Annotated in this window: 19 protein-coding genes; 8 read left to right on the top strand and 11 right to left on the bottom strand. The window is 49.3% G+C overall.

Annotation, left to right across the window (positions count from 1 at the left end):
- Nucleotides 1-46 precede the first annotated feature (46 nt).
- The 5 genes from QMG16_RS03260 to QMG16_RS03240 all read right to left on the bottom strand — a co-directional run bounded on the left by QMG16_RS03260 (nucleotide 47) and on the right by QMG16_RS03240 (nucleotide 6,204).
- On the bottom strand, nucleotides 47-1,453 hold the full coding sequence (locus QMG16_RS03260; protein WP_281792238.1) for a sigma-54 interaction domain-containing protein: 1,407 nt from the start codon (nucleotides 1,451-1,453) through the stop codon (nucleotides 47-49).
- Between the two features lie 31 nt (nucleotides 1,454-1,484).
- Nucleotides 1,485-2,438: a radical SAM protein gene (locus QMG16_RS03255; protein ID WP_281792237.1), complete on the bottom strand. Its 954-nt coding sequence runs from the start codon at nucleotides 2,436-2,438 to the stop codon at nucleotides 1,485-1,487.
- Nucleotides 2,428-4,398 carry a molybdopterin biosynthesis protein gene (locus tag QMG16_RS03250; protein ID WP_281792236.1) on the bottom strand — a complete coding sequence of 657 codons (1,971 nt, stop codon included), beginning with the start codon at nucleotides 4,396-4,398 and terminating at the stop codon, nucleotides 2,428-2,430. The genes QMG16_RS03255 and QMG16_RS03250 overlap by 11 nt, the downstream gene beginning before the upstream one ends.
- A 77-nt stretch (nucleotides 4,399-4,475) precedes the next feature.
- Nucleotides 4,476-5,291 (bottom strand): carbon-nitrogen hydrolase family protein, encoded by an 816-nt coding sequence (locus QMG16_RS03245; protein WP_281792235.1) that lies wholly within the window; start codon nucleotides 5,289-5,291, stop codon nucleotides 4,476-4,478.
- Nucleotides 5,292-5,436: 145 nt separating this feature from the next.
- Nucleotides 5,437-6,204, bottom strand: coding sequence for an endonuclease/exonuclease/phosphatase family protein (locus QMG16_RS03240; protein ID WP_281792234.1), 768 nt, complete (start codon nucleotides 6,202-6,204; stop codon nucleotides 5,437-5,439).
- Nucleotides 6,205-6,693: 489 nt separating this feature from the next.
- Here QMG16_RS03240 and qrcA point away from each other — a divergent pair, with 489 nt between their 5' ends.
- The 4 genes from qrcA to qrcD all read left to right on the top strand — a co-directional run bounded on the left by qrcA (nucleotide 6,694) and on the right by qrcD (nucleotide 12,000).
- Nucleotides 6,694-7,251: a menaquinone reductase multiheme cytochrome c subunit QrcA gene (qrcA, locus tag QMG16_RS03235; RefSeq protein ID WP_281792233.1), complete on the top strand. Its 558-nt coding sequence runs from the start codon at nucleotides 6,694-6,696 to the stop codon at nucleotides 7,249-7,251.
- 68 nt (nucleotides 7,252-7,319) lie between these two features.
- Nucleotides 7,320-9,734: a molybdopterin-containing oxidoreductase family protein gene (locus tag QMG16_RS03230; RefSeq protein ID WP_281792232.1), complete on the top strand. Its 2,415-nt coding sequence runs from the start codon at nucleotides 7,320-7,322 to the stop codon at nucleotides 9,732-9,734.
- Nucleotides 9,735-9,904: 170 nt separating this feature from the next.
- The gene (gene qrcC / locus QMG16_RS03225; protein WP_373878707.1) at nucleotides 9,905-10,615 is read left to right on the top strand and encodes a menaquinone reductase iron-sulfur cluster-binding subunit QrcC; all 711 of its coding nucleotides are present in this window, start codon (nucleotides 9,905-9,907) and stop codon (nucleotides 10,613-10,615) included.
- Nucleotides 10,616-10,752: 137 nt separating this feature from the next.
- Nucleotides 10,753-12,000: a menaquinone reductase integral membrane subunit QrcD gene (qrcD, locus tag QMG16_RS03220; RefSeq protein ID WP_281792230.1), complete on the top strand. Its 1,248-nt coding sequence runs from the start codon at nucleotides 10,753-10,755 to the stop codon at nucleotides 11,998-12,000.
- 50 nt (nucleotides 12,001-12,050) lie between these two features.
- Here the strand turns inward: qrcD and QMG16_RS03215 are convergent, their stop codons facing one another.
- From QMG16_RS03215 to QMG16_RS03200, 4 genes are all read right to left on the bottom strand, one after another.
- Entirely contained in the window at nucleotides 12,051-14,012 is a 1,962-nt protein-coding gene (locus QMG16_RS03215) for an adenylate/guanylate cyclase domain-containing protein (protein ID WP_281792229.1), read from the bottom strand.
- A complete protein-coding gene (locus QMG16_RS03210) occupies nucleotides 13,999-14,721 on the bottom strand; it encodes a DUF4384 domain-containing protein (protein ID WP_281792228.1) in 723 nt (240 codons plus the stop codon). The genes QMG16_RS03215 and QMG16_RS03210 overlap by 14 nt, the downstream gene beginning before the upstream one ends.
- Before the next feature lie 88 nt (nucleotides 14,722-14,809).
- On the bottom strand, nucleotides 14,810-16,360 hold the full coding sequence (locus QMG16_RS03205; protein WP_281792227.1) for an SUMF1/EgtB/PvdO family nonheme iron enzyme: 1,551 nt from the start codon (nucleotides 16,358-16,360) through the stop codon (nucleotides 14,810-14,812).
- A gap of 194 nt (nucleotides 16,361-16,554) precedes the next feature.
- Nucleotides 16,555-16,920: a hypothetical protein gene (locus QMG16_RS03200; RefSeq protein WP_281792226.1), complete on the bottom strand. Its 366-nt coding sequence runs from the start codon at nucleotides 16,918-16,920 to the stop codon at nucleotides 16,555-16,557.
- 132 nt (nucleotides 16,921-17,052) lie between these two features.
- Here QMG16_RS03200 and QMG16_RS03195 point away from each other — a divergent pair, with 132 nt between their 5' ends.
- Together QMG16_RS03195 and QMG16_RS03190 are read left to right on the top strand one after the other, a co-directional pair.
- On the top strand, nucleotides 17,053-17,289 hold the full coding sequence (locus QMG16_RS03195) for a YMGG-like glycine zipper-containing protein (protein WP_281792225.1): 237 nt from the start codon (nucleotides 17,053-17,055) through the stop codon (nucleotides 17,287-17,289).
- Between the two features lie 233 nt (nucleotides 17,290-17,522).
- A complete protein-coding gene (locus QMG16_RS03190) occupies nucleotides 17,523-18,221 on the top strand; it encodes a DUF2231 domain-containing protein (protein ID WP_281792224.1) in 699 nt (232 codons plus the stop codon).
- A gap of 42 nt (nucleotides 18,222-18,263) precedes the next feature.
- Here QMG16_RS03190 and QMG16_RS03185 read toward each other — a convergent pair whose 3' ends face one another.
- Both QMG16_RS03185 and QMG16_RS03180 read right to left on the bottom strand, forming a co-directional pair.
- Entirely contained in the window at nucleotides 18,264-19,658 is a 1,395-nt protein-coding gene (locus QMG16_RS03185) for a J domain-containing protein (RefSeq protein ID WP_281792223.1), read from the bottom strand.
- A gap of 64 nt (nucleotides 19,659-19,722) precedes the next feature.
- On the bottom strand, nucleotides 19,723-21,171 hold the full coding sequence (locus tag QMG16_RS03180; protein WP_281792222.1) for a thioredoxin domain-containing protein: 1,449 nt from the start codon (nucleotides 21,169-21,171) through the stop codon (nucleotides 19,723-19,725).
- 524 nt (nucleotides 21,172-21,695) lie between these two features.
- Between QMG16_RS03180 and QMG16_RS03175 the strand changes: the two genes are divergently transcribed.
- The gene (locus QMG16_RS03175; RefSeq protein ID WP_281792221.1) at nucleotides 21,696-22,901 is read left to right on the top strand and encodes an amidohydrolase family protein; all 1,206 of its coding nucleotides are present in this window, start codon (nucleotides 21,696-21,698) and stop codon (nucleotides 22,899-22,901) included.
- 510 nt (nucleotides 22,902-23,411) lie between these two features.
- On the top strand, nucleotides 23,412-25,382 hold the full coding sequence (ftsH, locus tag QMG16_RS03170; protein WP_281792220.1) for an ATP-dependent zinc metalloprotease FtsH: 1,971 nt from the start codon (nucleotides 23,412-23,414) through the stop codon (nucleotides 25,380-25,382).
- The last annotated feature ends 2 nt before the right edge of the window (nucleotides 25,383-25,384 follow it).

Genomic DNA, 25,384 nt, shown 5'->3' with positions numbered 1-25,384 from the left:
AGCCACACAATGGAGTACCAAATTGCTTCATTCAAGTACAGCATTTTTAAGAATCCATCCCATATTGTTTCATTTTTCTCCACAAGGTGCTTCTTCCCCATCCAAGGAGCTCCGCAGCCTTGCTTCTTCGTCCTTTAGCCTGCACGAGAGCATCCAAAATCAGTTTTCTTTCCATGGCTGCCCAGTCGCAACTCGTCTCCTCATTGCCTTGAACAGGTACCGCAAAGGCGGGAGGCACTGTCTCCTCGCTCCTCATCTCGTGAGCCACTCCAGGTTCGGTAAGATAGGCGGGAAGATGCTTGGGCTGAATGCGATCTTCCTGGCAGATATTCAGGGAATACTCCACGATATTCTTAAGTTCCCTCACGTTCCCCGGATACCTGTAATCGATCAGGATTTTGAGCGCCTTGGATGAAAAGCCTTGAACCGGTTTCTTGAACTGCGAGACATACGCATGCAGAAAATGATCCAGGAGGAGGCGAACGTCGTCGCCTCTCTCCCGCAGCGGCGGCAGTTGCAGACGAACCACGTTCAATCGGAACAAAAGGTCTTCACGAAACCGCCCCTCACGTACCATTTTTTCGAGATTCCGGTGTGTTGCGGCGATAATTCGAACATTGACCTGGAAGCCCTTGGTGCTCCCCAGAGGATACACAACCTTGTCATCGAGAAAGGTGAGAATCTTCACCTGCAGGGAGAGGGGAAGATCACCAATTTCGGTGAGATAAAGCGTGCCGTTGTGCGCCAACCGAAATCGCCCCGGTTTGTTTTCGACAGCCCCCGTGAAAGCCCCTTTCTGATGACCGAAAAGTTCCGACTCCAGGAGGGTTTCCGGCAGGGCTCCGCAATTGACCTTAATGAAAGCATCGCGGGCTCGGGGGGATGCCTGATGAATGGCTTCAGCCACGAAGTCTTTTCCTGTGCCGGTTTCTCCTGTGATCAATACGGACGAATCGGATTGAGCGATGACGGGAAGAACCTGAAAGATCCTCTCCATTTGAGGGCTGCGCCCGATCAGGTGTCCGAAGCTGTAGGCCTTCCCGATATTTCCCTCTTTGGCTCGAAGAGCCCGAATATCTTCCACCGCTTCCAGAAAGCCGACAATTTTACCCACCGAATCGCGGATAGGGGCGAAAGTGATCCTCACGGGAATTTTCTGGCGATCCCGGTTGATGATGTTTCCTTCCAGGGAAATGGGCTCGGACGATTCCTGGATATTGAGGAAAGGGCAATTTTCAAGACAGATATTATTGCGAAGGATATAAGCACAGGGAATGCCGTGCGCTTCCCGGCGCACAAACCCCGTCAATCCCTCCAGCGTTCTGTTGAGCAAAACAATGCGGCGTTCGGCATCGAGCACGGCGATACCGAGTGGAATTTCATCCAGTATAAAGGGGAAAGAAACGGTGTGTTCGAAGAGACCCAGAATTCTCGCTGCTTCGGAGACGGTCATTTTATTGTTGGAAACCTCTTTTTTTTAAAGGTCAACAAAAGACCTCCTCCTCTTCGGAATGCCGCTGAACGAAGCCATTCAGCATTCCCAGTTCCATCAAGTGATCGAAGGCCTTTTCATATTCTTCCAGAGTGATTTTTCGGTCCAAAGGTGAAACCTGAAAAGCCTTGTGCGCCGGGAAATACTGGCACATGAGGCTGACCCAGACTTCAGGCCCCATGGCATGCATCAGGAAGGACAGATTCTCGAAAGTTCCCGACAGGTCTTCCGGCAAAACAAGATGGCGAACCATCATGCCTTTGCGCGCAAGCCCCTTCTCATCCATCTGGAGAAGTCCCACCTGGCGCCACATTTCACGCAGGGCCGTCCGGTTGAATTCCACATAGTCCGCCGCTCCCGAAAGGGTCTGCGCCACTTTGGAATCGGCATATTTGATATCGGGGAGATAAATATCCACCACCCCCTCCAGGAGACGCAGGGTTTCCACCCGTTCATAACCGCTGCAGTTGTAGACGATGGGAATGTGCAACCCCATGGGTATAGCCAGAAGGAGAGCCTTTAAAAAAACCGGCGTCTGGTGCGTAGGGGTCACGAGATTGATATTGTGCGCCCCCTTTTTCTGAAGCTTCATCATTCCAACCGCAAGATCTTCGGGGCTCATGCTGCGCCCGACCCCCATCTGACTGATGGGAAAATTCTGACAGAAAAGGCACTTGAGCGTACATCCGGAGAAAAAGATCGTTCCGGATCCGTTCGTTCCCGAAATGGGGGGTTCTTCCCAGGGATGGATGCTCATGGCAGCTATCCTGGCTTCTGGACCCACTCCACAAAAACCTGTTTTCCCCGCCTTACGATTGACACCGCATTGCCTTGGGCAAATATTGCAGCAGGCCATTGCGTCATCCAGAATGCGAGAGCGCTCTGCAAGCACTCCCGATTCGAAAAGTTCGATATAAGCCGGTCGCTCTATTTTTCTATCGCTCATCCCTGTGTTCTGTCCGAATCCATTTCTCACCATCCCAAATTCCCATAAGAGCGCCTGAAGCGCTGACGTCGTAACCACCGAGATCGGTAACCATCCGGCGGAAGGACTCTGAGACAATGATTTCAAGGAGAATTTGTATTTTAGGGTCATTCCAGCTCGTTTCAGGAATCACCAGGTCATAACGCTCTTCGGCTACGGGAACGAAGTCAAGCCCCAGAGCCTTTGCAGAGGCATAGATGGCCATGCCAGCGTCGGCCCGACCGCTTAGAACATTAACGGCCACGGCCATATGAGTGAATTCCTCCTGGTCATATCCCTGGACGGAATCCGAAGCGATCCCCGCCTGCTGCAATGAATAATCCAGAAGAATACGTGTACCCGAACCAGCCTGACGGTTGATGAATGTCACATCTTTCCGGGCGAGGTCTCCGATACCTTGAATGTTTTTCGGGTTGCCGGCGCCCACCACGAATCCCTGCTGTCGGTTAGCCAGTTGTACGAGCCTCAAAGGGGTCCCTTTCAGATAGCGTTCGATATAGGAAAAATTATATTCGCCCTTATCCGTGTCGAGAAGATGAGATCCAGCCAGATGTGTTTGTCCCCGCTTGATGGCTATAAGCCCCCCGAGACTTCCCACGTTGCTGGATGAAAGGTGAACTCGGCTGTCGCGCTTTTTCAATTCATTGGCAAGTATATCAAGAGTATTGTCGTGGCTTCCGATCATGATGAGGGTATGATCCAGCTGCTCTTCAGGACGAAGGAGCCGCACTCGGACTCTCTCACCCGCATCCACTCCTTCCAGATCCTGAGGAATGCGCAACAATCCGTCTGCACGGGTGAGAGATGTGATCACTCCCGCCCCCCTTTGAAGCGGCATGGCGATGAGCTCTCCTTGAACTCTTCCCAGAATGACACGCACAAATTCCTCCAAGCCCAATTTGGAAGGTGTCTTTCTTCCCAGTTGGGCTTCCACATGGGCAAAGGAAGGAGCGGGAATGCCCTGCAGCGCATGGAGGAGTGGGTTGACAAACTGTTCGAATGCCAGAATTCCTGAAACGGGGTATCCCGGAATTCCAATCACCGGCTTTCCCTGAATAAATCCCAGGATGGTCGGCTTCCCCGGCATCATCGTGACGCCATGCACCAGGACTTCTCCCAGTTCGTCGATGATAGCCGCCGTGTAATCTTCCGACCCCGCCGAGGAACCGGCATTGACGAGGACAACCTCTGCGGAGGAGGCCACAGCCTCCTGAAGCATCTTCTTGATGTGCTCGTACTCATCCGGGATAATGTCGCGCAGAATGGGTTCGCCACCACATTCCTTGACGAGGCCGGAAAGAACGGTGCCGTTAAACTCGATGATTTGCCCGGGCGCAGCCTCATGTGCCAGGGTGGCAGGAATGAGTTCGGTTCCTGTGGGCTGAATCCAGACCTTGGGTGGAGCATATACCGTAACCTGAAGAACGCCGGCTGCAAGCAGAGAACCGAGGTCTGCCGGTCTCAGCTTGTGGTTCACCGGGAGCAGCAGTTCGCCTGCCACAATGTCTTCACCCACTTTTCGAACGTGTTGCCAGGGGAATGCGGAGGAACGAATTTCCACTTCCCCTTCCCCAACTTGTTCCACGTACTCGATCATAATCACTGCATCCGTTTCCGGTGGTAGGGGATCTCCTGTATCTACGGGAAATGCCTTCTTTCCGATTTGAAGGCGAAGCGGATGGACATCACTGGCTCCGAAGGTGCTCTGAGCTTTCACCGCAATGCCGTCCATGGCTGCCCCGTGATAGTGGGGAACCGACCGGCATGCAATCACGGGCCGAGCCGTGACCCGGTGCAAGGCGTCCAGTGTCGAGACAACCGCCATGGAAGAGCGGATGCCCGACGTTCTTTCTTCCCAAATGCTTCTGGCATCTTCAAGGGTGCGCATTTTCAAGTAGATGTTTCTTTTAGGTCTTTCCATATCGAGCAACCCCTATTCACGGATTCTTGCCAAATGGAATTCTCTCCGACTTTTGCAGCAAGTCTTGAAGATTCCCACTAGTACTGCCGGAAACCGAAGCGATTTCGAAAGTCTTCACGGAAACGCCTCACAGTGCCGAGATGGATCTCCACGAAATGAACCTGTTCCAAACCATCCAGCTTTACCCGCACCCAGTCTTCGATGTCATTCAAGCTCTTTATCCAGCGGCGAAAATCCTGTTTGTCGAGCATCTTGGGCGGGTAGATTACGAAACTTCCCCCTCCGTGATGGTGTATTCGCTTTTCACCAAACAATGCATTGTAATCTGCGGTGTTCACTCCCGCTACTGCGAAGAAGTTGTCAAAAGCTCTGGTAAGGACCCCTACTTTCCAGTGGCCACGTAGAACAGGAAAAAGGCTTATATTAAAAACCACGTCGACACCCTGTTCGGCCAACTGCTTGCCCGCTTCGGGCTGTCCCCAGAAATCGATGCAGACCGGTATGCCGATTTTACCAAAATCCGTGGCAAAAGCTCGGAAGACGCCATCTCCCGCAGAGATTCCCAGCTGCTCCCGTTCCAGCACGCTCACATTGCGCTTGCGCTGCCGCCCCAGAAGGCGTCCGGCCCTATCGAAGAGGGTTGCGGTATTATAGAGCTTTTCCCCTTCAGCTTCCACAAGACCCGCTATGATATAAGCCTTGTGCTGTCTCGCCGCCCCGGCGAGCTCACGTTCACCCTGATAGGGAAAATATTCAGGGAAACAAATGACATCCAGCCTTTCTCCGCGGCAGCGTTCGAGTAACTGCATGGCATGACCGATATTCCTGGGATCGTCAAGTGAAGGGTAAGGCTTGGGTTGAATCAAAGCCACTCGAATTGTGTCCTGCATCATTCCTCCTGTATAAACCGTATCCTCTGTAACGAAAAAATCGATATCTAAAGATGCCCGGCGCCCCTCTACATGCAGCCGGAAAGAAATCCAATTTACACTGAGCCATTTCCCAAGCGAACCGCGTACAATAGGGGACGGCAGGCAATCATGCCCATGTCAATTCCGCAAGGTAGGGAAAGTGATCCGATGGATAACGCCCTCCTTTGTGATCCCGGATAACTAGAACATCCAGAACCCGGAATTCGCAGCTCACCAATATCCAATCCATTCGAAATTTGTTCGGCACCCCGTGAAAATCATGGTGCGTCATGGTCTCTTCACTTTCCACTCCACCCCGCACATCCCACGTATCCTTCATGTTCTCGGCAGGTTCCGTCAGTATGTGGTGAACCGAAGAGTCAGGCCGATCATTGAAATCACCCATGAGAATGCGGGGCCTCGAATGTTTTCCCAGCCAGGCCGCAATCATTTTACTTTGCTCGATACGCGCCCGACTTCCTATATGATCCAGGTGCGTGACAACAGCCCAAAAAGAACCTGAATCAGCCCGATCATGAAACAAAGCGTAACTCATCATTCTCGGGAAAGCACTATCCCAGTCCTTGCTTCTGTGAGTTTGCGGGGTTTTCGAAAGCCAGAATTCCCCACCTTCCATCACTTCGAACCCATCCTCCCTGTAAAAAAGGGTGGGATATTGGCAGGTATCGTCCCAGGTTCTCTCTGGAGCGTGCATCCTGTATCCCGACAGGTATTTCTGGAGATAATCCAGTTGCTTCCTGGTGCCCTCCTGGGTTCCCAATATGGAAGGACGATACTTTTGAATCAGGTCAAGGGCCACCTGCCGGCGGTAGACCCAAGCGTTTTCACCATCATGGTCGTTTTCAAAACGGAGATTGAAAGTCATCACTTTCATGGAGTGTTCACCCCTTTCCAGGATCTTTTGAGTTGTGATCGAACCCATGCTATGGGCTAGCAGGTACAAGATTCAAGACAAACGGGAACATTCCCTTTCGATTTTTTCGAAGCAGTCTCTTTACCCGCTTTTGTATAAAATGGCGAATACGAATCAAGCGAATTGTCACCAGATTGTTTCAGCATGACAGAAAAGCTGTTTCATTTCGTTGCGCCACGTTGTGACAAATGGCACATGATTTAGGGATTCTTGTGCAAAATAAATCAATATTATTTAATAATATCGATATGTTCCTTTTCGCTTGACAAGGCAATTCAAGAGCGTTTACTAGACAAATCATTCGTAAAAAAAATAGTTGTCCATGTTGCTCTGAATTCCAAGGGCAATAAGATTCCACCCTAATAGTGACATAGATGTTACACGAAAATCATCTATGTTTTCAGGGTAAAACATCAGGATCGTCAAATGGGAGCAACTGAGGCTTGTCTTATGAATGAAGAGAAAAAAAATACTTCCGGTAAAAGCAGGGTTGGCGGCGCCATTTTCTTTGCCGGCTTTATCGTTGCCCTGGTCTTCGGCTGGGTTCTCTCTCCTAATCTCATCTATTCGCAACGCATGCAGCCGATGCAATTCAGTCATGTTGCCCATCAAGACAGTAGTTGCGAGGATTGTCATTTTTTTAGAGAGGATGGAACATATTCGGGAATTCCCAGGATTGAAAAGTGCAAGGAATGCCACGAGGCGCCCATGGGAGAGACAGAAGACGAGCGAATCCTTGTGGAAGAGTATATTCAAAAGGACCGCGAAATTCCCTGGCGGGTTTATGCCTGGCAACCGGACAATGTCTACTTTTCTCATGCCCCTCATAAAGCTGGGGGAATGGAATGCGTGGCATGCCATCGCGACGTCTCTTCCGAGGAAAAGCTTCCCCCTTACCAAGAGAACCGTTTGACCGGCTACAGCAAAAATACCATGAAGATGGATGCCTGTGAGAAGTGCCATGCCGACCGGGGGATCAGCAATAATTGCAATACCTGCCATAAATAGAAGCATTCATAAGATTTTCCAGTGGCAAGAAGTTCCAACAAAATGGCATCGACGAGAGGTTCAAAGGGATGATGTTTGGTAGGAGAGCTTTTTTACAGTTTGCTGCCGGCGCGGTAGGAGGTACTTTGCTTTCACCTTTGCCATGGAAATTGGCCGATGATTCCGCCATCTGGAGCCAAAACTGGTCATGGCGTCCATCGCCGGAACGTGGGCCGATTACTAAGAAAGCCACCATCTGCACTTTGTGTGAAGGAGGTTGCGGCATTCGGGCTCGCCTGGTAAATGGCAACCGGGCCGTTTTGCTGGAAGGAAACCCGGAGCATCCCATCAATCGAGGAGGAATATGTCCACTTGCTGCTTCAGGACTTCAGTTCCTTTACGCTCCCTACCGGATCACTCAACCCATAAAGCAGACTCAGAAGAGAGGGGAAGCCTCCGGCTTCAAACCCATCCCTTGGGATGAAGCGATGAGTGAACTGCTCGACAAACTGGTGAATCTCAGAACGGGGGGGACTCCTCACGCAGTGGCCTGCATCACTGGGCAGGGACAAGGCAGCATGAGGGATTTATGGCAACAATTTTTCGACGCCTACGGGTCTCCCAACTTTTTCCAAATGCCCTCCCACTCCGATAGCCTCAAGCTTGCAGCCTTTCTTACGCTGGGCAAAGAGGAGCCTCTGGCATTTGCTTTGGAGAAAGCATCTTATATCCTCAGCTTTGGATCCGATCTCATTGGAGGTTGGGGAAGCCCCGGACGTATGCTGGCCCTTTGGGGAGACTGGAATGCGGCACAGAGTGAGAACAAAACCCCTTCAGCCAAAATCATCCAGATCGAGTCGCGCTGTTCCATGTCCGCAGCAAAAGCCGACCGGTGGATCCCGATCATTCCCGGCAGCGAGGCGGCTCTTGCTCTTGGAATTGCCCATGTGATGGTGAAGGAAAACCTCTATGACACATCCTACGTGGCTACAAACGTTTTTGGCTTCGAGGACTGGACCGACAGTCAGGGGAAAGCGAGGCAAGGATTCAAGAGTTTCCTTCTGGCTTCGGAAAACTCCCTTGAAGAGGCATCCAGGCGCACCGGTCTTGAACCAGCCAAGATCGTCGAACTGGCCAAAGATTTTGCCACACAGCCCAACGCTGTCGCAGTATGGGGAAAAAGCCGGGACCTCCCGGAAAAAGTCCATCATGAACTGGCATTTCTTGCCCTCAATGTACTCAAAGGCAATCTGAAATCCCAGGGCATGATATCCCTCGCCCCATCTGTACCGCTTGGACCCATGCCCCAGGTCCTTGCAGACGAAGTGGCACAACAAGGGCTGGCTCGGAAGAGCCTTGACCAGGTCAAAGCTCAGGATATTCCTCTTTCCCGCAAGAGCCTCTATGGGTTCCTTAAAAATCTGTCCGAGGCTCCCTCTTATCCCATCGAAGTCTTGATGATCCATGAAGCCAATCCGGCCTATAGCCTTCCAGGCAATCAGGTCTTTCAGAAGGCTATTCAAAAGGTAGGGTGGGTCGTATCCTTTTCTTCCTACATGGATGAAACTTCCCTGCAGGCCGACATTATCCTTCCCAACCATACTGCCTTCGAACGGTATGACGATGTCATCGGTGTTCCCGGACTGCCCCAGGCTTATTACGCAGTCGCAGCTCCCATTCTGCCCCCTCAATGGAATACCCGCCACTCTGGAGATGTTCTCCTTCAAATGTCAAAAAACATGGGCGGGTCGGTCGCCGATGCCCTGCCATGGAAAAGCTATGATGCATTTCTTCAGGATCGGGTAAAGGGGTTGGCTGCATCCGGAAGAGGTGCGGTTGCCCAGACCTCAGCGAGGCAACTGCAGGAAACCCCGGAGGGAGCATCCCCGAAGGCCAATTACAAGGATGGAGCCGATCTGTGGAAGAAGCTCGCTTCGGGACAGTGCTGGTATGATGCGCCTCAAAATCCGCTTCAGCTTGTGCAAAGCCCATCCGGGAAAATAGAGCTCGCTTTTCAATCACTGCAGTCAAAGGAGCTAGAGGCAGGAAAGGATGAACAATGCTTGCCGAATTTCTCTTCCATCGCTCTCTCGGGAAATGAAAAAGAGTACCCCTTGACGCTGGTTTCCTATCAAGCTTTGTTTCTCTCTCATGGATATTTGCCGAATCCTCCTTTCATGACCAAAACATTATGGGATTTTATTTTAAGAAACGACGACTCCTTTGTGGAGCTGCATCCTGAGACCGCTCGATCCTTGGGGCTTGATGAAGGGAATCGCGCAGTACTCAAAACTCCTGCAGGAGAGTGTATTGTCAGGGTTCATCTCTTCCCCGGGGCACGTCTGGATGTCATCTATATGCCACAGGGCCTGGGCCACAAGGCTTACGATCAATACATCCAGAGCAAGGGAGCCAATCCCAATGAGCTGCTGGAGGTTCAGATGGATCCCGTATCAGGGCTCGGAACTGCCTGGGCTGCTCGTGCACAGTTGCGTCGCGCATGATCATACCCGCTCCCGATCCGCGCAGCTTTCAGCCTTGATCTGTAATCTTTCCGTTGGGCTCTATTGAGAGGTCCGAAGGAATTCAATGAAACAACCTTCTCGGCCCTGAACAAAATTGGGGGTAACCAGTGAGTGAAGAAGAACGAAAACAAAGTGCAGTCCGCTTTGGAATGGTAATCGACCTTGATAAATGTTCGGGTTGTATGGCTTGCAGCGTCGCCTGCCAGGCGGAAAACAATATCTCCTTCCGGCCGGATGAAACCAACAAGCTGCGCTCCATTACATGGATGGAGGTCTTCTATCTCCAAAATGGAAAGGATTACGGGGAGTATCAATACACTTATCTGCCACGTCCCTGCATGCATTGCGATGCACCGCACCATGCACCCTGCACCTTCGTATGCCCGGTGAACGCCACCACACGGAATGAGGAAAACGGCATTGTCGAACACATTTATCCCCGTTGCATCGGTTGCCGGTACTGCATCGTGGCCTGCCCGTACCATGCTCGCGATTTCAACTGGTGGGATCCTTCCTGGCCAAAGTCCATGGAATCCATGTTGAACCCTGAAGTGAGCACGCGCATGCGAGGCGTGGTGGAAAAGTGCACTTTCTGCCACCATCGACTTCTCAATGCCCGTGCCAAAGCCTACCTTGAAGAGACCGATCCCGACAAGGCCACCTACCTTCCTGCTTGTGCCGAAGCCTGCCCAACCAAGGCGATTTCCTTCGGCAATCTAAACGATCCTGAATCGGAGGTCGCAGCACTCATCAAGGATCCCCGTGCTTTCAGACTTTTGAGCAAATTACACACGGAACCAAAGGTTTACTACCTCAGCAAGCATGACTGGGTAAGAAAGCAGGCGGACAAGGGGTTTTAGATCGGGTGACTCCCCCCGGCATGGCGGGCAAAAAAGCAAAGCTGAAAGCATAAGCATAAGAGTATGTAAAAGCATAAATGTTTTTGCATCTACAGACTCAACCTAATATCACAATGGAAATGCGAGGGATATATATAATGGATAAGGCGTTGATTCCCGAAGGAGTTAGGCGGTGTTCGCTTCCTGCGTTTGGGATCTGGATTCTGGTACTCGCCGCTCTCATAGGATGGGGAGTATACGCAGGAGTGGTTGTCCTCATACAGGCGCTGAACGTTACGGGTTTGAATAACCATTTTGGATTCGGACTTTATATTACGGCAGATTTGGCCATCATCGCACTGGGAGCCGGCGCCTTTTTTTCAGGCTTCCTATATTACGGGTTATCGAGATTTTTCCCCGCGCTTAGAGAACTTCACAAGATCATCAATCTTGCGGTCATCGTGGGGTTTGTCTGCTATACTGGAGCACTTGCCGTATTGCTTCTGGAAATAGGGCAGCCTCTTCGCGGATGGTTTGGCTACTGGCATGCCAATGTTCATTCCATGTTGACGGAAGTGATCTTTTGCATCACCTGTTATGCCATCGTTCTGGTCATAGAGTATGTTCCTATTGTTCTCAAGAACCGTAAGCTGGATGCTATTCATCCGGTACGCATCTTCGGGCACACTCTACACGACATGATGGCCATTTTTGCTCTCACCGGAACCTTCTTGAGTTTCTTCCATCAGGGTTCTCTTGGAGGTGTGGCCGGCGTGCTTTTTGCGCGTCCCTTCGCCTACCGGACCGGCTTTTTTGTCTGGCCCTGGACTTTTTTCCTCTTCATCCTCTCCGCCATCGCTTCCGGCCCTGCGTTTACTGCACTCGTTTGCCGTTCGATGGAAATCGTCACCCGCAAAAAATTGGTGGATCGAAGTGTATACGAACTCATCTCCAAAATCGTCGGTACGCTTCTTTCCATCTATATTCTTCTGAAGATCGCCGACACAGTCTATTGGGCCTTCTTTCTCTCTCCTGAACTGGGTTTCAAGCTGGGCGATTATTACCGGGCGCCTTACGGCATGTGGCTCCTCTTTACCGAGATCATCCTTTGTGGAGTGCTGCCCGCAATCCTTTTGACGGCTTCCAGGGGCAGGCAAAACCATTTCATCGTCTTTAGCAGTTTCCTGCTGGTCTGTATCGGCGTTATCATCAATCGTTTCGTAATGACGGTCCAGACCCTGGCAACCCCCGTGATGCCTTTCGATAAATGGGAAGTCTATGTCCCCACCATATACGAATGGGCTCCCATCATTGCAATGCTCGCTTACTGTGCGCTGATTCTATCCCTTTCTTACCGCTACCTGCCCTTGTTCCCAAGAGAGAAGGAACTCAACACCATTTCTTGAAAATAAAAGTTCTACCGTCGGGTGGGTAAAATTCCACTTTGCCCACCTCTTCATTCAACATAGACTTCGCAGACTCTCACGGGCATATCTATTCCCTTCACCTGAATTTCTCTTAAATCACCGGTGGGCACTTTGCCTTTAACCAGTTCATGGGTGCGGTCTGAAATGAGAATCCCTCCTACGGGAGCATTGGATTCAAGACGTTGTGCCAGGTTCACCGCCGAACCAAGCACTGTATAAGAAAGACGCTTGGACGACCCCATGTTGCCCACCACAACCTCACCCGTATTGATCCCGATGCGAATTTGAAGGGGTATCCCCCCTTCTCCTTCCCACTTTTGCTTCAATTCTCTGACTTTTTTCTGCATTTCGATAGCTGAACGAACACAACGCAATGCATGGTCGTTCTGGGGTTCAGGATCTCCAAAAAACACCATAAGGCCATCACCGATGTATTTGTCCACTGTGCCTTCATATTTAAAGACAATCTCGACCATTGCCTCAAAATATTCATTGAGGGCTCTCCGTATCTCATCGGGAGTGAGAGATGCGGAATAAGTGGTAAAACTTTTAATATCACTGAAAAGTATCGTCAGTTCTTTTTTCTGCCCCTTGTTGGATATCATTTCCGGGTTGGCCATAATCTTCTTGACGACGGAAGGTGGGAAATAAGCCTCGAAGGACTTGCGTAAGACAAGCTTTTCTTTTTCCTCGCTGACATAGCGGTAGGCAGTGATGAGGGCTGTTGAAATTCCTATGAGAAAAAGGGGGCGCACCAAGTGCAGTATGGTGCCGGCGAGAAAAAAACTTAGAGCCACAGCTGAACTGTAAGCCACAGCCAATCCCACACTTCCCATGACGAAAGTTATGGGGGAGAGACAAATGGCGAGGATCACAAGACAGACCCCAATCCCCATTTCCAACAAAGTCATCTGAGCTTCTGAAAGCTCCTTCAAGAAGTTTTCAGTCAAAATAGTATGAATGACGTTTGCATGAAGACCGCTTAAAGGGAAATTGATGTCCGTCGGCACGGGACCAATGTCTGTAGAACCAGTGGAAACATCGGAAACTACAACTATTTTTCCTTTCAATTCTTTTTTCCAAAGTTCCATTTCAAGGGGATCATCCGAGGCACGATAAACATCGGCAAAATTATAATGCTTCATCGCTTCCCACGGACCTATAATATTCATCAGCATGTTGCCATGGTCGTCAATGGGAATGATTATATCATGAATCTCTTTTTCTTGCGGTTTATGGGCTTTCTTCAGAACGATCTTCCCGGAACCGATGACAATGTTTTCGGATGAAACTCCGAGATAATCACAGGCAACGCGAAATGGCAGGCTGGGATAAAAGCCTTTTTCATATTTCACCAGCAGCGGAGCACGCCGGAAGACACCATCCATGTCACTTTGGATACTTAGAAATCCCACCCCCCTGGATGCTGTGGCGAGGCCGGAAAAAGTGAGCAGTGGCTGAGAGCCCACAAAGAATTTCGAAGTTTCGCCCTGTGCCTTCACATGCCAGTTTGTTGCCTTGAGATATTCCAAGGCCTTACGATCGGGAGGCTGTCTGTCCACCTCACCATTTCCATCAGACAAGGCGAAAGCTACTCCGAAATATACGTTTCCGGCGTGAGTCGTTGCATCTATCAACGCCGCATCATCCAATTCGTTGGATGGTGCGGCGAAAATAAAGTCGTAAGCCTGCATTGCCGTTCCCATTTCCCCAAGATTTCGGATGACGCGAGCGTAATGGGACCGATTCAGATAAAAGTTATTGAATTTCTGGATAGTCGTATTATTGAGATCGACATGGACAATGGTATTGTCATATGTTGGTTGAAGAAAATCGTAAGACGATCTGAGCATAAAGAGCTGGTCGATCGCCTTGGCATTCCAGGGTTCAAAGATGTGGGGAAGTAGAAGAAAACATAGACGCGCCATGAAAAACGAGGTCACAATCAGTGTGACAGCAACCCCGTTTTTTTTTCTACTATTGGTGCTCAATGTTGTAGGTCCTCGCAATGGAACCAGTACACGCAATATCTTCGGCTATAGAAGCCACATCGGGGAGATTGTTCCCCTGAATTTTTTCCATGCCCCTAATGGCCCCTCCTATGGGCACGGGACGTTCAGCGGGCGCAGCCAGTTCACGATTTATATTCTTGATGCTCTGGATTTCATAAAGGATTCGCTTTATGAGTTCGGACCTTTTGGCTGCATCGGCCGTTTCATACTCGTTGAACAATTCCTCCATGGCGGTGAGCCTCTGTGCGGAAGCGAGAAGATGAAAAGTCTCCCGCCCCACATGTTGATCAAGCTCAAACCAGGCATCCCCCTGAGGGATATAGTACTTTTTAGCGACCTGATAGTCGGTTTGGAATTGGTTGATATCATAGGGGAAGAGCATCTTCACTCCGTCTTTAGAATTATAATAGATCACATAGACGAAACAGGGCTTCTCGAGCTCGACCATCATCTTGAACTGATCCCCGGTTTTCAGCGTTGCTTCCTCGGCAACGCGCTCGAGCTTGCGCTCATTGTTATTTCCCAACAAAGCACCAAATGCCCAACGAAAGCCAATGACCTCTCCAGCCTGTACACCAGAGGCGGAAGCGATTCCGCCCTCCAGGCAGAACATCAGCCCCAAGATCAAGAGCGTCAGTCCGCATGTCATCCATTTCATTTGTTTCAATTTACCACTCAAAGAGAACATACTCTCCTCTCCTTTCGGTTTTTCGGCAGACTTGCCAAAAGTGGAGATCAGATGCCTTTTTACTGATAATCTCGTTTCACTTATGTTTTCAGGGTTCTCGCACCAGCCGAAACCCCAAGTCGTCATTCATTCCCCCAGGTAAACCTGCACCACGAAGAGCGCACCGCACCTTATCAGGCCCTCCATGCCAGAACCCTCCGCGGATCACTCGTTCGGCACCGGGGTTACCGCCGGAAAACGCAGGATTGTTTTTATCGTGTTTCGAATATGCGTCAGCACTATAAACGTCGGAACACCACTCCCAAACATTCCCCAGCATGTCATACAGGCCAAATGCATTCGGCTGAAAACTGCCGACAGGAGCCACCACAGCATAACCGTCCTCACAGTCATGCACATTCTCCATCTTCCACTGGCGACCAGTGGTCTGATCACCGACATTTTCATAACTGCAGGCTCGACTGGGGTCGTCTCCCCAATAATGAGAGCCTTCCGTCCCGGCTCTGCAGGCATATTCCCATTCCGCTTCCGTAGGGAGTCTGAACTTATACTGCCCGCCATTCTTATTTGCCAGCCACTGGGCCAAGGCGTTGGCATCCTTCCAACTTACATAAACCGCAGGCTGATCATCCCCGTTGAGAGAATATCCCTGGTAATCTTTACTGTCATGAGTGGGCTGAAACTTCCGGAATTCACCATTGGTCACTTCTGTCTTGCCCATCCAAAATCCATCGACACAAACCTCGTGCACGGGCCCCTCATCGGCTTCCCTTCCTTTCTCGTTTTGAGGGCTCCCCATGAGATAACAGCCACCCGGAATCCAAACAAATTCCATTCCGGTAACTGGCTCTTTCCAGATTTTGGGAGCAGTATGAGGAGCGCTATCACCTCTGGGGACTTGAGGAACACTCACAGGCGCCGTGCGCTCCGTTGCATACGTGGGAGCGACATCCCCGGACGGCAATTGGAAGTAGAAATCGCCTTCCAGGGAAGAAGACTCCCAGGGAACTTGTTTTCCGCCCGTCGATTCCCTCACGGCGGATCGAACCTGCTTGAAGACATCCTCGATCTTCAGCCCGGGTTGCAGCATGACTTTAATGAGTTCGCCCGTATAGACGCCATTGTCCTGAGGGCCGTCATTGGCCACCGAACCCGGTGCAGTGGCATAGGCAATAAGTGTTCCAGTCGGCGCATTGATTGAAGCCAGACCCAGGGATTGAGACCGGAAACTTCTGGCGAAAGGATTGTCGCGGCAAGCATCGAGAATCACGATATTCAAGCGGTTGCGGGCGTAGTCCATTTCCGTCAGGACGGAACCGACATCAACCGCTTCATATTCCACCTGCTTTTCATGTTCGATATTGGCACCGACAGGAATCAAGTAGTTGCGCCCGCTCACCTGCATCCCGTGTCCAGCGTAATAAAAAAGGCCAACCCCACCTTTCTGAAGCTTTTCACCAAATGCCTGGATCTCGCGTTTCATATCTTTCTGATTGAGATTCTCCCTTTCCACAACATCAAATCCAAGATCCTTCAATGCCTTACCCATTGCCCGAGCGTCATTCACAGGATTTCGAAGAGGTGCGGACTCATAATTGCCATTCCCGATGACAAGCGCCACACGTTGTTCGGTTTTCATGAGGGAAGGCGTAGCCTTCTGTGTGATGATGATGCCTCGGTCCTGGGCATAAACCCGCCCGCAACAAAAAAGGCTTATGCAGAAAAAGACCAAAACTATTGAAATTATAGACCGTTGCATAACTTTCCTCGCTGATCTTACAAGCAAAAAGAAAAAAGGGAGTCTTCCCAAAAGGCTAAGCTCCCTAACTCATTTCATTTTACCGATTTTTCCTGTTCTGGAAGGATTGAAGACAAATCCCTAAACTGTATTACACCGACACAGCCGATCCACCCTATGAAATGATAATTTCGCTCAAAACCCGGATCAATCGATGACATTAAAAGTAGGCTCAAAGACGACTCCAACCACATGGTCCCAGAGAGCGTACCCTTCAACCCTTCCTTCTGTCGAACGGATGGGTTCATATCATTTTTATACAAATTTGGCAAAAGAATTTGAATAGCTTGGAATGCTTCGCGTTCCATAATTCCCAGCCCAATCATTATAAAAATCCCGGCGAGAAACCTCTTATACCAGGTGCCCCCTCCACTTACTTTGAGAGTCATGCCCCAAGACATTCACTTCCGGTTCTCGACCAAACGGCATCAAGGATTCCAGAGTTGACATCATAGACATTGCACTCAAGGATGAGGGTTCTTATTTTTAATAATAAAATTATACTAAAACAATAGGTGGAAAGGAGGTATCTCATGAATACCATTAAATATGTTATGCTTGTTGTTGCTCTCTTATTTTCACTGACTTCCTGCGCAGGAATGAGCACAACTCAACAGCGCGTTTTGAGTGGTGGAGCTATTGGTGCAGGTTCGGGGGCGGCAATTGGCGCTATCACAGGGGGATCGCCGGCTGTCGGCGCCGCCGTCGGTGGTGCTGCGGGAGCAGCAGGAGGATATATTTACGATCAGTCCAAGAAAAATGGTTACTAATTCCTATTAACTTGGGACAGCCACAACCAAGGATGAAAACGTAGGTTTAGATTCTTTCCCGAGAGGGGAAGAATCTAAACCAAATCACGCCATTTATAATTTTAAGCTATTGAAATTAAATATTATTTTTTATAAAAGTTGTCATTCGAGGAATGGCATTTTCGAACGATGATCCTTGAGTCGCCAAAAAAGAACCGCACCAGTTGGTAAGACGGTTATAGGGAGATAAAATTATGAATGATGCAATCAATTCATTTTATTCCTTTCTATCCACTATGGGGTACTCCCATCCCATACATCCCACTCAAGTTCATTTGGTCATCGGATTGATTGCCGGAGCATTCATATTCGCTGCCTTGGACCGCTTCAGGGTGTACTCCAACCTGGCACAATCGGGTCGGCATTGTTTTTTATTAGCTTTTGCATTTTTCTTTCCCACTGTGCTTTTTGGTTTCATGGATTGGCAGCATTTTTATTCGGGAACTTTCCTGTTTCCCATTATGGTGAAACTAGCCTTGGCTGGAATCCTTTTGGGACTCCTTTTTCTTGGATTCATCGTAGGCCGACGAGGAAAAGAAAAATCCACTTTTTTGCTGACCATCTATTTCGTGGCTTTCCTCACGGTGGGTGGGCTCGGATACTTTGGAGGACAACTGGTGTACGGTGCTAAAGATGTCACACTCGCTGAAAGCTTCAAAGAGGGCCAAGACATCTTCAAGGCAAAGTGTGCGGGATGCCACTTGAATGGAGGAAACGTCATCAGTCCCGACCACCCCGTGAAAGGCTCTTCCAAGCTCGCCAATTTCAACACTTTTCTTGATTGGCTTCGAAATCCCGAGGCTCCCATGCCCTCGTTTCCAAAAACGGCTCTGCCGGACAACGATGCTCAGAAGCTTTACAAGTACATTGTCAATGTGCTGGAAAAAGGATAAATGCTCTCTGTGGTAAAGGGATATTAGAATCCGCCAACTCCCTTATTTGACCGTATCAACAAATTCTCTTGTCGCTTCGATCTGATAATCCAGTGTGCGAATTCGAAAATCCTCTCCATGTCGAGTCAGAATCAAATGAAGAGGACCGTTGGATTCTCTATGCATGTTCTCATTTATCACCGAATCCAGGGAAAATTTGCCCATTACATCCAATCCTCCTTCAATGGACTTCCAACTGAGGATTTCGATATCGTAGCGAAATTTTTTTATTCGATGAAAATTATTCTGATAGAGCGGCCGAAGGCTTGAAAAAGCTTCACCGTTTTCCAACGCATCCTTTTCAAAGAGCTCCTCCAAGGCTTTAATATTTTTCTTTTCATAGACTTGTGTATACCGATTGAGAAAGCGCAGCATATTTTCCTGAATCTTTACGTCATTCTTCATTTCAGGCGTTGTTTCGCTGCGAGAGTCTGAAAATCCGTTCGGTGACATATCCGGTTCGTCGGAAGAAGAGCTGAGGTCCGGTTTCTTCTCTGCACTTCGCTTTTGAACGTTCATTGCTTCCAATGACGTCGAAAAAGGAACTTTTGAGGAAGACGAACCCGCAGTCGGCTTGATACCTGAAGAAGCCTTTGCGGGTTTCCCCTTTAAAGGAGATTGCTTGGCACCCTCCCCTGTTTTCGAACTCGTCTTCAAGGACTGTTTTGCGGACGGTTCCTGTTTTGGTTCCGACGGAACTACAGGTTGTGGCTCCTGCGAGGTTTTTTGAACTGATTCCAAAAGCCCACTTGTCTCTTTAGGAGAAAACTCGCCTTTGGGGCTTTCAATTCGCGCTTGTTCTTCCACGGCAGGAGACGCCGGCATTATTTCTTTAGGAAGAGAACTGTCGATAGCCAGAATTTTCTCTGCAGAAGCCAACAAGGATGGACTCTCTTTTCCCTTCTTCACCCTATCGAGTGGAAGCGCCTTATCGGATGAGGCGAAACCGGAAAAGACAGGTTCTGTCTTCGAGGCTTGTTCAACCGGTGTAAGAAAATCTCCAACATAGGAAACGATGACAAACCCCAAAAAAGTAAGTACACCCGCAACCATCCTCGATCGCCAGACATCTGCACGGAACCATTCGATCAGTCGGGAACCCATTCCATCCTCAAATTTCGTGATCTCGTGATCTTCGGTCGAACTTTGATTTTCCAGGTCATACGCACGCCGCAGTTCAGGGTTGCTCAGAACGTCGTGAGCCCTGCAGATAAGTTGAAAATGTTCCAAGGCTTCGGCTCTATCTGCGTTCAGATCAGGCCTCCACAACCTGCTCAAGTGCTGGAAGGCCTGATCTATCTCTTGCGCAGTAGCACTTTCATTCACCAACAGAACCTCATAATAATTGAGTTCACCCTTGACGAGTTCGATGGTTCTCTTGGCCGGGACAGTTTTCATGTCCTCCCCTTCAGTCCTGCATCTCTTAACCATTCAGCGGAACGCCGCAAAGCGCCAAACCATTCTAACTTTTCGGTTTTGTTTTAGCCAATTCGGCCTCGATCATCTCCTTGAATTGTTCCAGGGTTGGCGCACCCGGAACAAATTTGCCGTTGATTACATAAGTGGGTGTCGTGGAAACGCCGTTTACTTTGCCCTCCTGGCGATCCTTTTCCACTTCGTTTCGATACTTACCGTTGCTGAGGCATGCAGCAAACGGTTCCGGTTTCATTCCCAGATCTTTTGCAATGAAAGACAACTGTTCAACCGTCAACTCCTTATCACTGGAATACAAGCGATCCTGATATTCCCAGAACTTCCCCTGCTCACCGGCACAACGGGCAGCTTCGGCAGCCAGAGAAGCCCATTGGTGCTGTCTGAGTGGAAAGTCCTTGAAGACCCAACGAATTTTCCCCTTGTACATCTCCTTGATTTCTTTCGTGAGAACATGAGTTTTACGGCAGACAGGGCATTCATAATCCGAAAATTCGACAATGGTTACCGGAGCGTCTGCAGGACCATCCGACATATTGTCTCCTATACTCACATCCGCATTCGGAAGCTGCGGTTCTTTGAGATAAACGATCACGTCATCTTTGCTAGCTAGGGACCATGCAAATTTCTTCGCTTTGTCGTATGCTTTCTGGCGCGTGAGAGAAGCCTTGATCTGTTTCTTGAGATCCTCCTCAGACCCATCCCATTCGGGCCATCTGGCACGATTCTCAATATAGAATTTTTCTACCTCATCATCGCTGACTTCAATGGGTTTGGACAGTATGGCGTCATCTATCAACTCCTGAATGGAAATACCTTTTTTGTGCGCTTCTCCCTCAAGAAGCATTTCGGTGATCATATCATTCAGACGATCCCGCTTCAGTTTATAGATCTGCTTTTCCAAATCCAGAATTTTGAAAGCCAGTGGATTTTCCAACTCCCGGTTTGTGATGGCTTGTCCTTTTACGACCGCAGCAATCCCGGACTCATGGTCCTCCATTTTTGTCATAGGGGAAGCCATGGTTTGATTTTCTTTGGTGATCACAAAGACGGAAATCAAAAAAGCAAGCAAACTGACGGCGAGCGTTTGCCACAGCCGTTCTTTTTCCAAAAAGACAACCAGGATCAGAAGTACCACCAACAAATTTGCAAGGCAGAAGACGCAAAGTGCACTGATGGAATACATGATCCAGACCAGGCTGAATTCGACTCCAATGGCTGGAGCAACCCACCAAAATATCGCGCCTCGCACTTTGAAGAAGAGCAATAACAACAATGACAGGTAATAGCCGACTCCCCAAATCCACAATGGGAGCCCCAGTAATGTGAACTGAGCTGTTTCCTTACAACCCGTAGAGAATCCGGAGCAAAGAGCACCAATCCATTGCACATATTCTGCCAGACCCGCCACTGCGGCAACGATGAGTCCAAGAATACTTAAAGCCAATAACAGATTTTCTTTCTTCAAACCCAAAACCATCTAAAAAAACCTCCCGGAAACCTCGCCACCTGCCTTGCATTGGAGTTCTCGATCATCCCGTGAGAGCAACTGCAAGTGAATCGAAGTTAAAGCAAAATCATTGCCAAATATTTCTACCGCTTACATCATCAGGTCAACTATCTTTACAAAATAAAACACGATTTTCAACCGCCTGTACCTCCCTTTCTTGATGCAAGAAGCCCACAAAAAAGAAGAACCCTATCTAGCGCCATGAGGCCTCACGGTCAAATTCAAAAGACAAAGTAGCGTATCGAACCTCCAACATTATTACTTTTATGGTAAAATAATTTATTTTTTTTGTAGAAGGAGCGGCATCCGACCTGCTCGGGTTTCACCTTAGCCCTTGAGAATACGAAAAGGTGAAACGTGTTTTTCTACCACGTGCATGTCTGACTGCCTACAATATCAATAAAAAATTTTTAAGGTGTCTGGCATTATCACATGGTTCAATCTCTCATGAAGACAAGAAAAGAGATTCTGAACATTTTAGAAGGGTTTCGAACATGAGTAAAATATTTCACCTCCTGGTGGGTCATCTTATTGACGGGACAGGCGGTCCCATAAAACGCAATGTGCTTTTGTCCGTTGAGGAAGACTGCATCCGTTCAGCAAAAGAGATGCGACCGGAAGCCTTGGCCAAAGTCAAAGATACCGCCATTGAAGATCTGTCTCACTGCACCCTTTTGCCCGGCCTGGTCGATGCTCATGTTCACCTGACCATGTCGGGAACGAATGATATGCAGTTTCGCCAAAAACAACTGACCTTCGGCTATACGGAGGCAGCCCCTCTCATTTCAAAGCATCTCCATCAACATCTTTCGCACGGAATAGTGGCCGTGAGAGACGGCGGGGATTCAAACGGCCATACATTGCGTTATAAACTCGAAGACCCTCTTTTTAAAGGTTATCCAATCCATCTCAAAGCGGCAGGCAAAGCCTGGCACGCTCCCGGCCGCTATGGAAGGCTTATCGGACGCACGCCCCTGGAAGGACTCACATTGGCGGAATCCATCACCCAGGAAAACAGACAATCCGACCACATCAAGATCATCAATTCGGGTTTGAACAGTTTAAAGCATTTCGGCAAAGAAACACCTCCACAGTTTCATGTCTCGGAACTGAAGGCGGCAGTCCAGGCTGGCCTGGAACATCATTTGAAAACCATGGTCCACGCTAACGGGATACTCCCCGTTGCACAGGCTCTCGAAGCTGCCTGCCATTCCATAGAGCACGGATTTTTCATGGGCAAGACGAATCTTGAAAAAATGGCGGAGATGGGCAGATTCTGGGTTCCCACAGCCTGTACGATGAAGGCTTATTCAGAAGAATTGCCCGCCGGGGCACAGGAATTGGATATTGCGCGCCAAAACCTCGAGCACCAGTTGGACCAAATTGCCTATGCTCGAAAGACTGGGGTTTTGCTGGCGGTGGGAACCGACAGTGGAGGACTAGGAATTCATCATGGCGCATCGATTGTTGAAGAACTCAAGCTATTTATCGCCGCAGGATTTTCCCTTGAAGGAGTGATTCAATGCTGCAGCGCCAATGGATCAAAATTGATAGGATTATCCGATGTGCTCGGTGAAATAAGATCAGGCGCAGCTGCGACCTTTGTTATCACCGCAGGACCCCCATCCTGTTTGCCGGACGCATTGAACAAACCCGAGAGGGTTTATGTAAACGGAAACATGATAAGTGGAGCACATTGATCATTTTGGTGGAACGAACGTAACCATCCACCGCAGAGAATAAGAAAAGTTCAAAAATCGGCTGTTTTTCCCTTTCTGCGGCATCTACATAATCTGCGGATTTAGGCAAAGAGGGTTGAACGGCTACGAATGAACCATTTTTCGAGTGTGCTTCTGTAATAACTGCACTGAAAATGAGAATAACGCCTACAGCCGAGTTGAGGATTTCCCCTTCTTTAGTAAGAATGGTCCTTTTCCATTGAAACGGAATCTGCTATAGAATCGACGTAAGCTTGGAAATGTTGGGCTTTCCAATCGGTATCTACATGACTATATTGAGTTCTTCAGATTAAAGTATTGCTAAACCTTTAAATATTTGATCTGAGTACGCCAATATTGCGTTCTATTCCCCTGCGGGGTCAATGGGTTGTACAGAAAAGACTTGCATTCCGTATAGAGGATTTCCAGGTCTGATTCTTGAAAGCCCCTGCTCGTCAACTCAACCGCATCATTTTTAAGGAGGCTTGTCTCTTGAGTCCGTTTTATAAGAATTTAGCCCTTTGGTTGGTCATCAGCCTCATGGTGATTCTCCTATTCAACATGTTTCATCAGCCTCAACGTTCTAGAGATGAAACTACCTACAGCCAGTTCCTCGCTGCAGTTCAAAAAGGCGAAGTTTCACAGGTAACAATTCAAGGGGATCATATCCTCGGGACATATAGCAAAGATGGTAAACCATTCCGTACTTTCATGCCGCGCGATTCAGATCTCATTCGCACGCTGAGAGAACACGGTGTAGATATTCAGGCAAAGCCCGAAGAGGAATCCCCCTGGTACATGACCATACTGATCAGTTGGTTCCCAATGCTTCTATTGATTGGAGTTTGGATTTTCTTTATGCGCCAAATGCAGATGGGTGGTGGAAAAGCCATGAGCTTTGGAAAGAGCCGCGCCCGGTTGCTCAATGAAACCGCAAAGAAAGTCATGTTCGATGATGTAGCCGGTGTGGATGAAGCCAAGGAAGAGCTGCAGGAAATTGTGGAATTTTTAAAAGATCCCAAGAAATTCACTCGATTGGGAGGCAGAATCCCCAAGGGGGTTCTCCTGGTGGGTGCGCCGGGAACGGGAAAAACGCTTCTGGCGCGAGCCATTGCAGGGGAAGCCGGCGTTCCCTTCTTCAGCATCAGCGGGTCGGACTTTGTCGAAATGTTCGTAGGCGTCGGAGCATCCCGTGTCCGAGATCTCTTCATGCAAGGCAAAAAAAATGCTCCCTGCATCATCTTCATTGACGAAATAGATGCCGTGGGGCGTCACCGCGGCGCCGGACTCGGTGGCGGCCATGATGAACGGGAACAAACTCTTAACCAGCTCCTCGTTGAAATGGACGGTTTCGAATCCAACGAAGGCGTGATCCTCATCGCTGCAACCAACCGCCCCGATGTTCTGGATCCCGCTTTATTGCGCCCGGGTCGATTCGATCGCCAGGTCGTGGTTCCCGTACCGGATATTCGTGGTCGTATCGGAATCTTGAAGGTTCACATGCAGAAGAAACCTCTTGCCCCGGACGTGGACACAAAAACCCTGGCTAAGGGAACCCCCGGCTTTTCAGGGGCCGATCTCGAAAATCTCGTCAACGAGGCTGCCCTCCTGGCAGCCCGAAAAAATAAAGACCAGATCGATATGTCCGATTTTGAATCGGCCAAAGACAAGGTCATGATGGGGCTTGAACGCAAGAGTATGATCTTGAGTGAAGAAGAAAAACGTACCACTGCATATCATGAGGCCGGTCACGCCCTGGTGGCAAGGCTCCTGCCCCACGCAGATCCCCTGCACAAGGTCACCATCATACCACGCGGACGCGCACTGGGGCTCACTCAACAGCTTCCTCAGGATGACCGCCACACTTATTCAAGGGATTATCTTCTCGATAGCATCGCCATTTTGATGGGAGGTCGAGTAGCGGAAGAGGTGGTTTTCAACCAGCGCACCACGGGTGCATCCAATGACATTGAGCGCGCCACTCAAATGGCACGTCGCATGGTGTGCGAATGGGGGATGAGTGAAGTGATGGGACCTCTCAGTTTTGGAAAAAGAGAGGAACAGGTCTTCCTGGGACGGGAAATCGCTCAGCACAGGGATTACAGTGAATCGACAGCCATCGAAATCGACAGGGAGGTTCGCCGAATCGTCGAAGAAAACTATCAGCGTGCCAAAAACATCCTGAAAGAGCATATGGAAGTTTTGGTTCGGATTGCCGACACTCTTCTTGAACGGGAAACCCTTGATCTTCGGGATATGGACAAGATCATTGCAGAGGTCAAACCTGAGCTCTTAGAGCGGTTACCGCCAAAGGAGGAGGAACCTGAACCGATAGCTCCCGAATCTTTTGAAGCACCTGCATCCAATCCTGCATTTGTTCAAAACCCTGAGGGGATGAAAGTATCCGAAAAAGTAGAGGACCCTTCCAAAAAGGAAAGTACAACGAATTCACCGGAGAAATGACA

Source organism: Desulforhabdus amnigena, assembly GCF_027925305.1.
Taxonomy (GTDB): Bacteria; Desulfobacterota; Syntrophobacteria; order Syntrophobacterales; family Syntrophobacteraceae; genus Desulforhabdus; species Desulforhabdus amnigena.
The sequence above is the reverse complement of the archived record's forward strand: the minus strand, read 5'-3'. Positions and strand labels throughout refer to the sequence as shown.

Coding starts and splice junctions, on each gene's coding strand:
- QMG16_RS03195 (WP_281792225.1), top strand. CDS start 17,053: ATGAATACCATTAAATATGTTATGCTTGTTGTTGCTCTCTTATTTTCA.
- QMG16_RS03240 (WP_281792234.1), bottom strand. CDS start 6,204: ATGAAAGTGATGACTTTCAATCTCCGTTTTGAAAACGACCATGATGGT.
- QMG16_RS03200 (WP_281792226.1), bottom strand. CDS start 16,920: ATGTCTTGGGGCATGACTCTCAAAGTAAGTGGAGGGGGCACCTGGTAT.
- QMG16_RS03180 (WP_281792222.1), bottom strand. CDS start 21,171: ATGGTTTTGGGTTTGAAGAAAGAAAATCTGTTATTGGCTTTAAGTATT.
- qrcA (WP_281792233.1), top strand. CDS start 6,694: ATGAATGAAGAGAAAAAAAATACTTCCGGTAAAAGCAGGGTTGGCGGC.
- QMG16_RS03205 (WP_281792227.1), bottom strand. CDS start 16,360: ATGAAAACCGAACAACGTGTGGCGCTTGTCATCGGGAATGGCAATTAT.
- QMG16_RS03175 (WP_281792221.1), top strand. CDS start 21,696: ATGAGTAAAATATTTCACCTCCTGGTGGGTCATCTTATTGACGGGACA.
- QMG16_RS03250 (WP_281792236.1), bottom strand. CDS start 4,398: ATGGAAAGACCTAAAAGAAACATCTACTTGAAAATGCGCACCCTTGAA.
- qrcC (WP_373878707.1), top strand. CDS start 9,905: ATGGTAATCGACCTTGATAAATGTTCGGGTTGTATGGCTTGCAGCGTC.
- QMG16_RS03185 (WP_281792223.1), bottom strand. CDS start 19,658: ATGAAAACTGTCCCGGCCAAGAGAACCATCGAACTCGTCAAGGGTGAA.
- qrcD (WP_281792230.1), top strand. CDS start 10,753: ATGGATAAGGCGTTGATTCCCGAAGGAGTTAGGCGGTGTTCGCTTCCT.
- QMG16_RS03255 (WP_281792237.1), bottom strand. CDS start 2,438: ATGAGCGATAGAAAAATAGAGCGACCGGCTTATATCGAACTTTTCGAA.
- QMG16_RS03190 (WP_281792224.1), top strand. CDS start 17,523: ATGAATGATGCAATCAATTCATTTTATTCCTTTCTATCCACTATGGGG.
- QMG16_RS03230 (WP_281792232.1), top strand. CDS start 7,320: ATGATGTTTGGTAGGAGAGCTTTTTTACAGTTTGCTGCCGGCGCGGTA.
- QMG16_RS03245 (WP_281792235.1), bottom strand. CDS start 5,291: ATGATGCAGGACACAATTCGAGTGGCTTTGATTCAACCCAAGCCTTAC.
- QMG16_RS03210 (WP_281792228.1), bottom strand. CDS start 14,721: ATGTTCTCTTTGAGTGGTAAATTGAAACAAATGAAATGGATGACATGC.
- QMG16_RS03260 (WP_281792238.1), bottom strand. CDS start 1,453: ATGACCGTCTCCGAAGCAGCGAGAATTCTGGGTCTCTTCGAACACACC.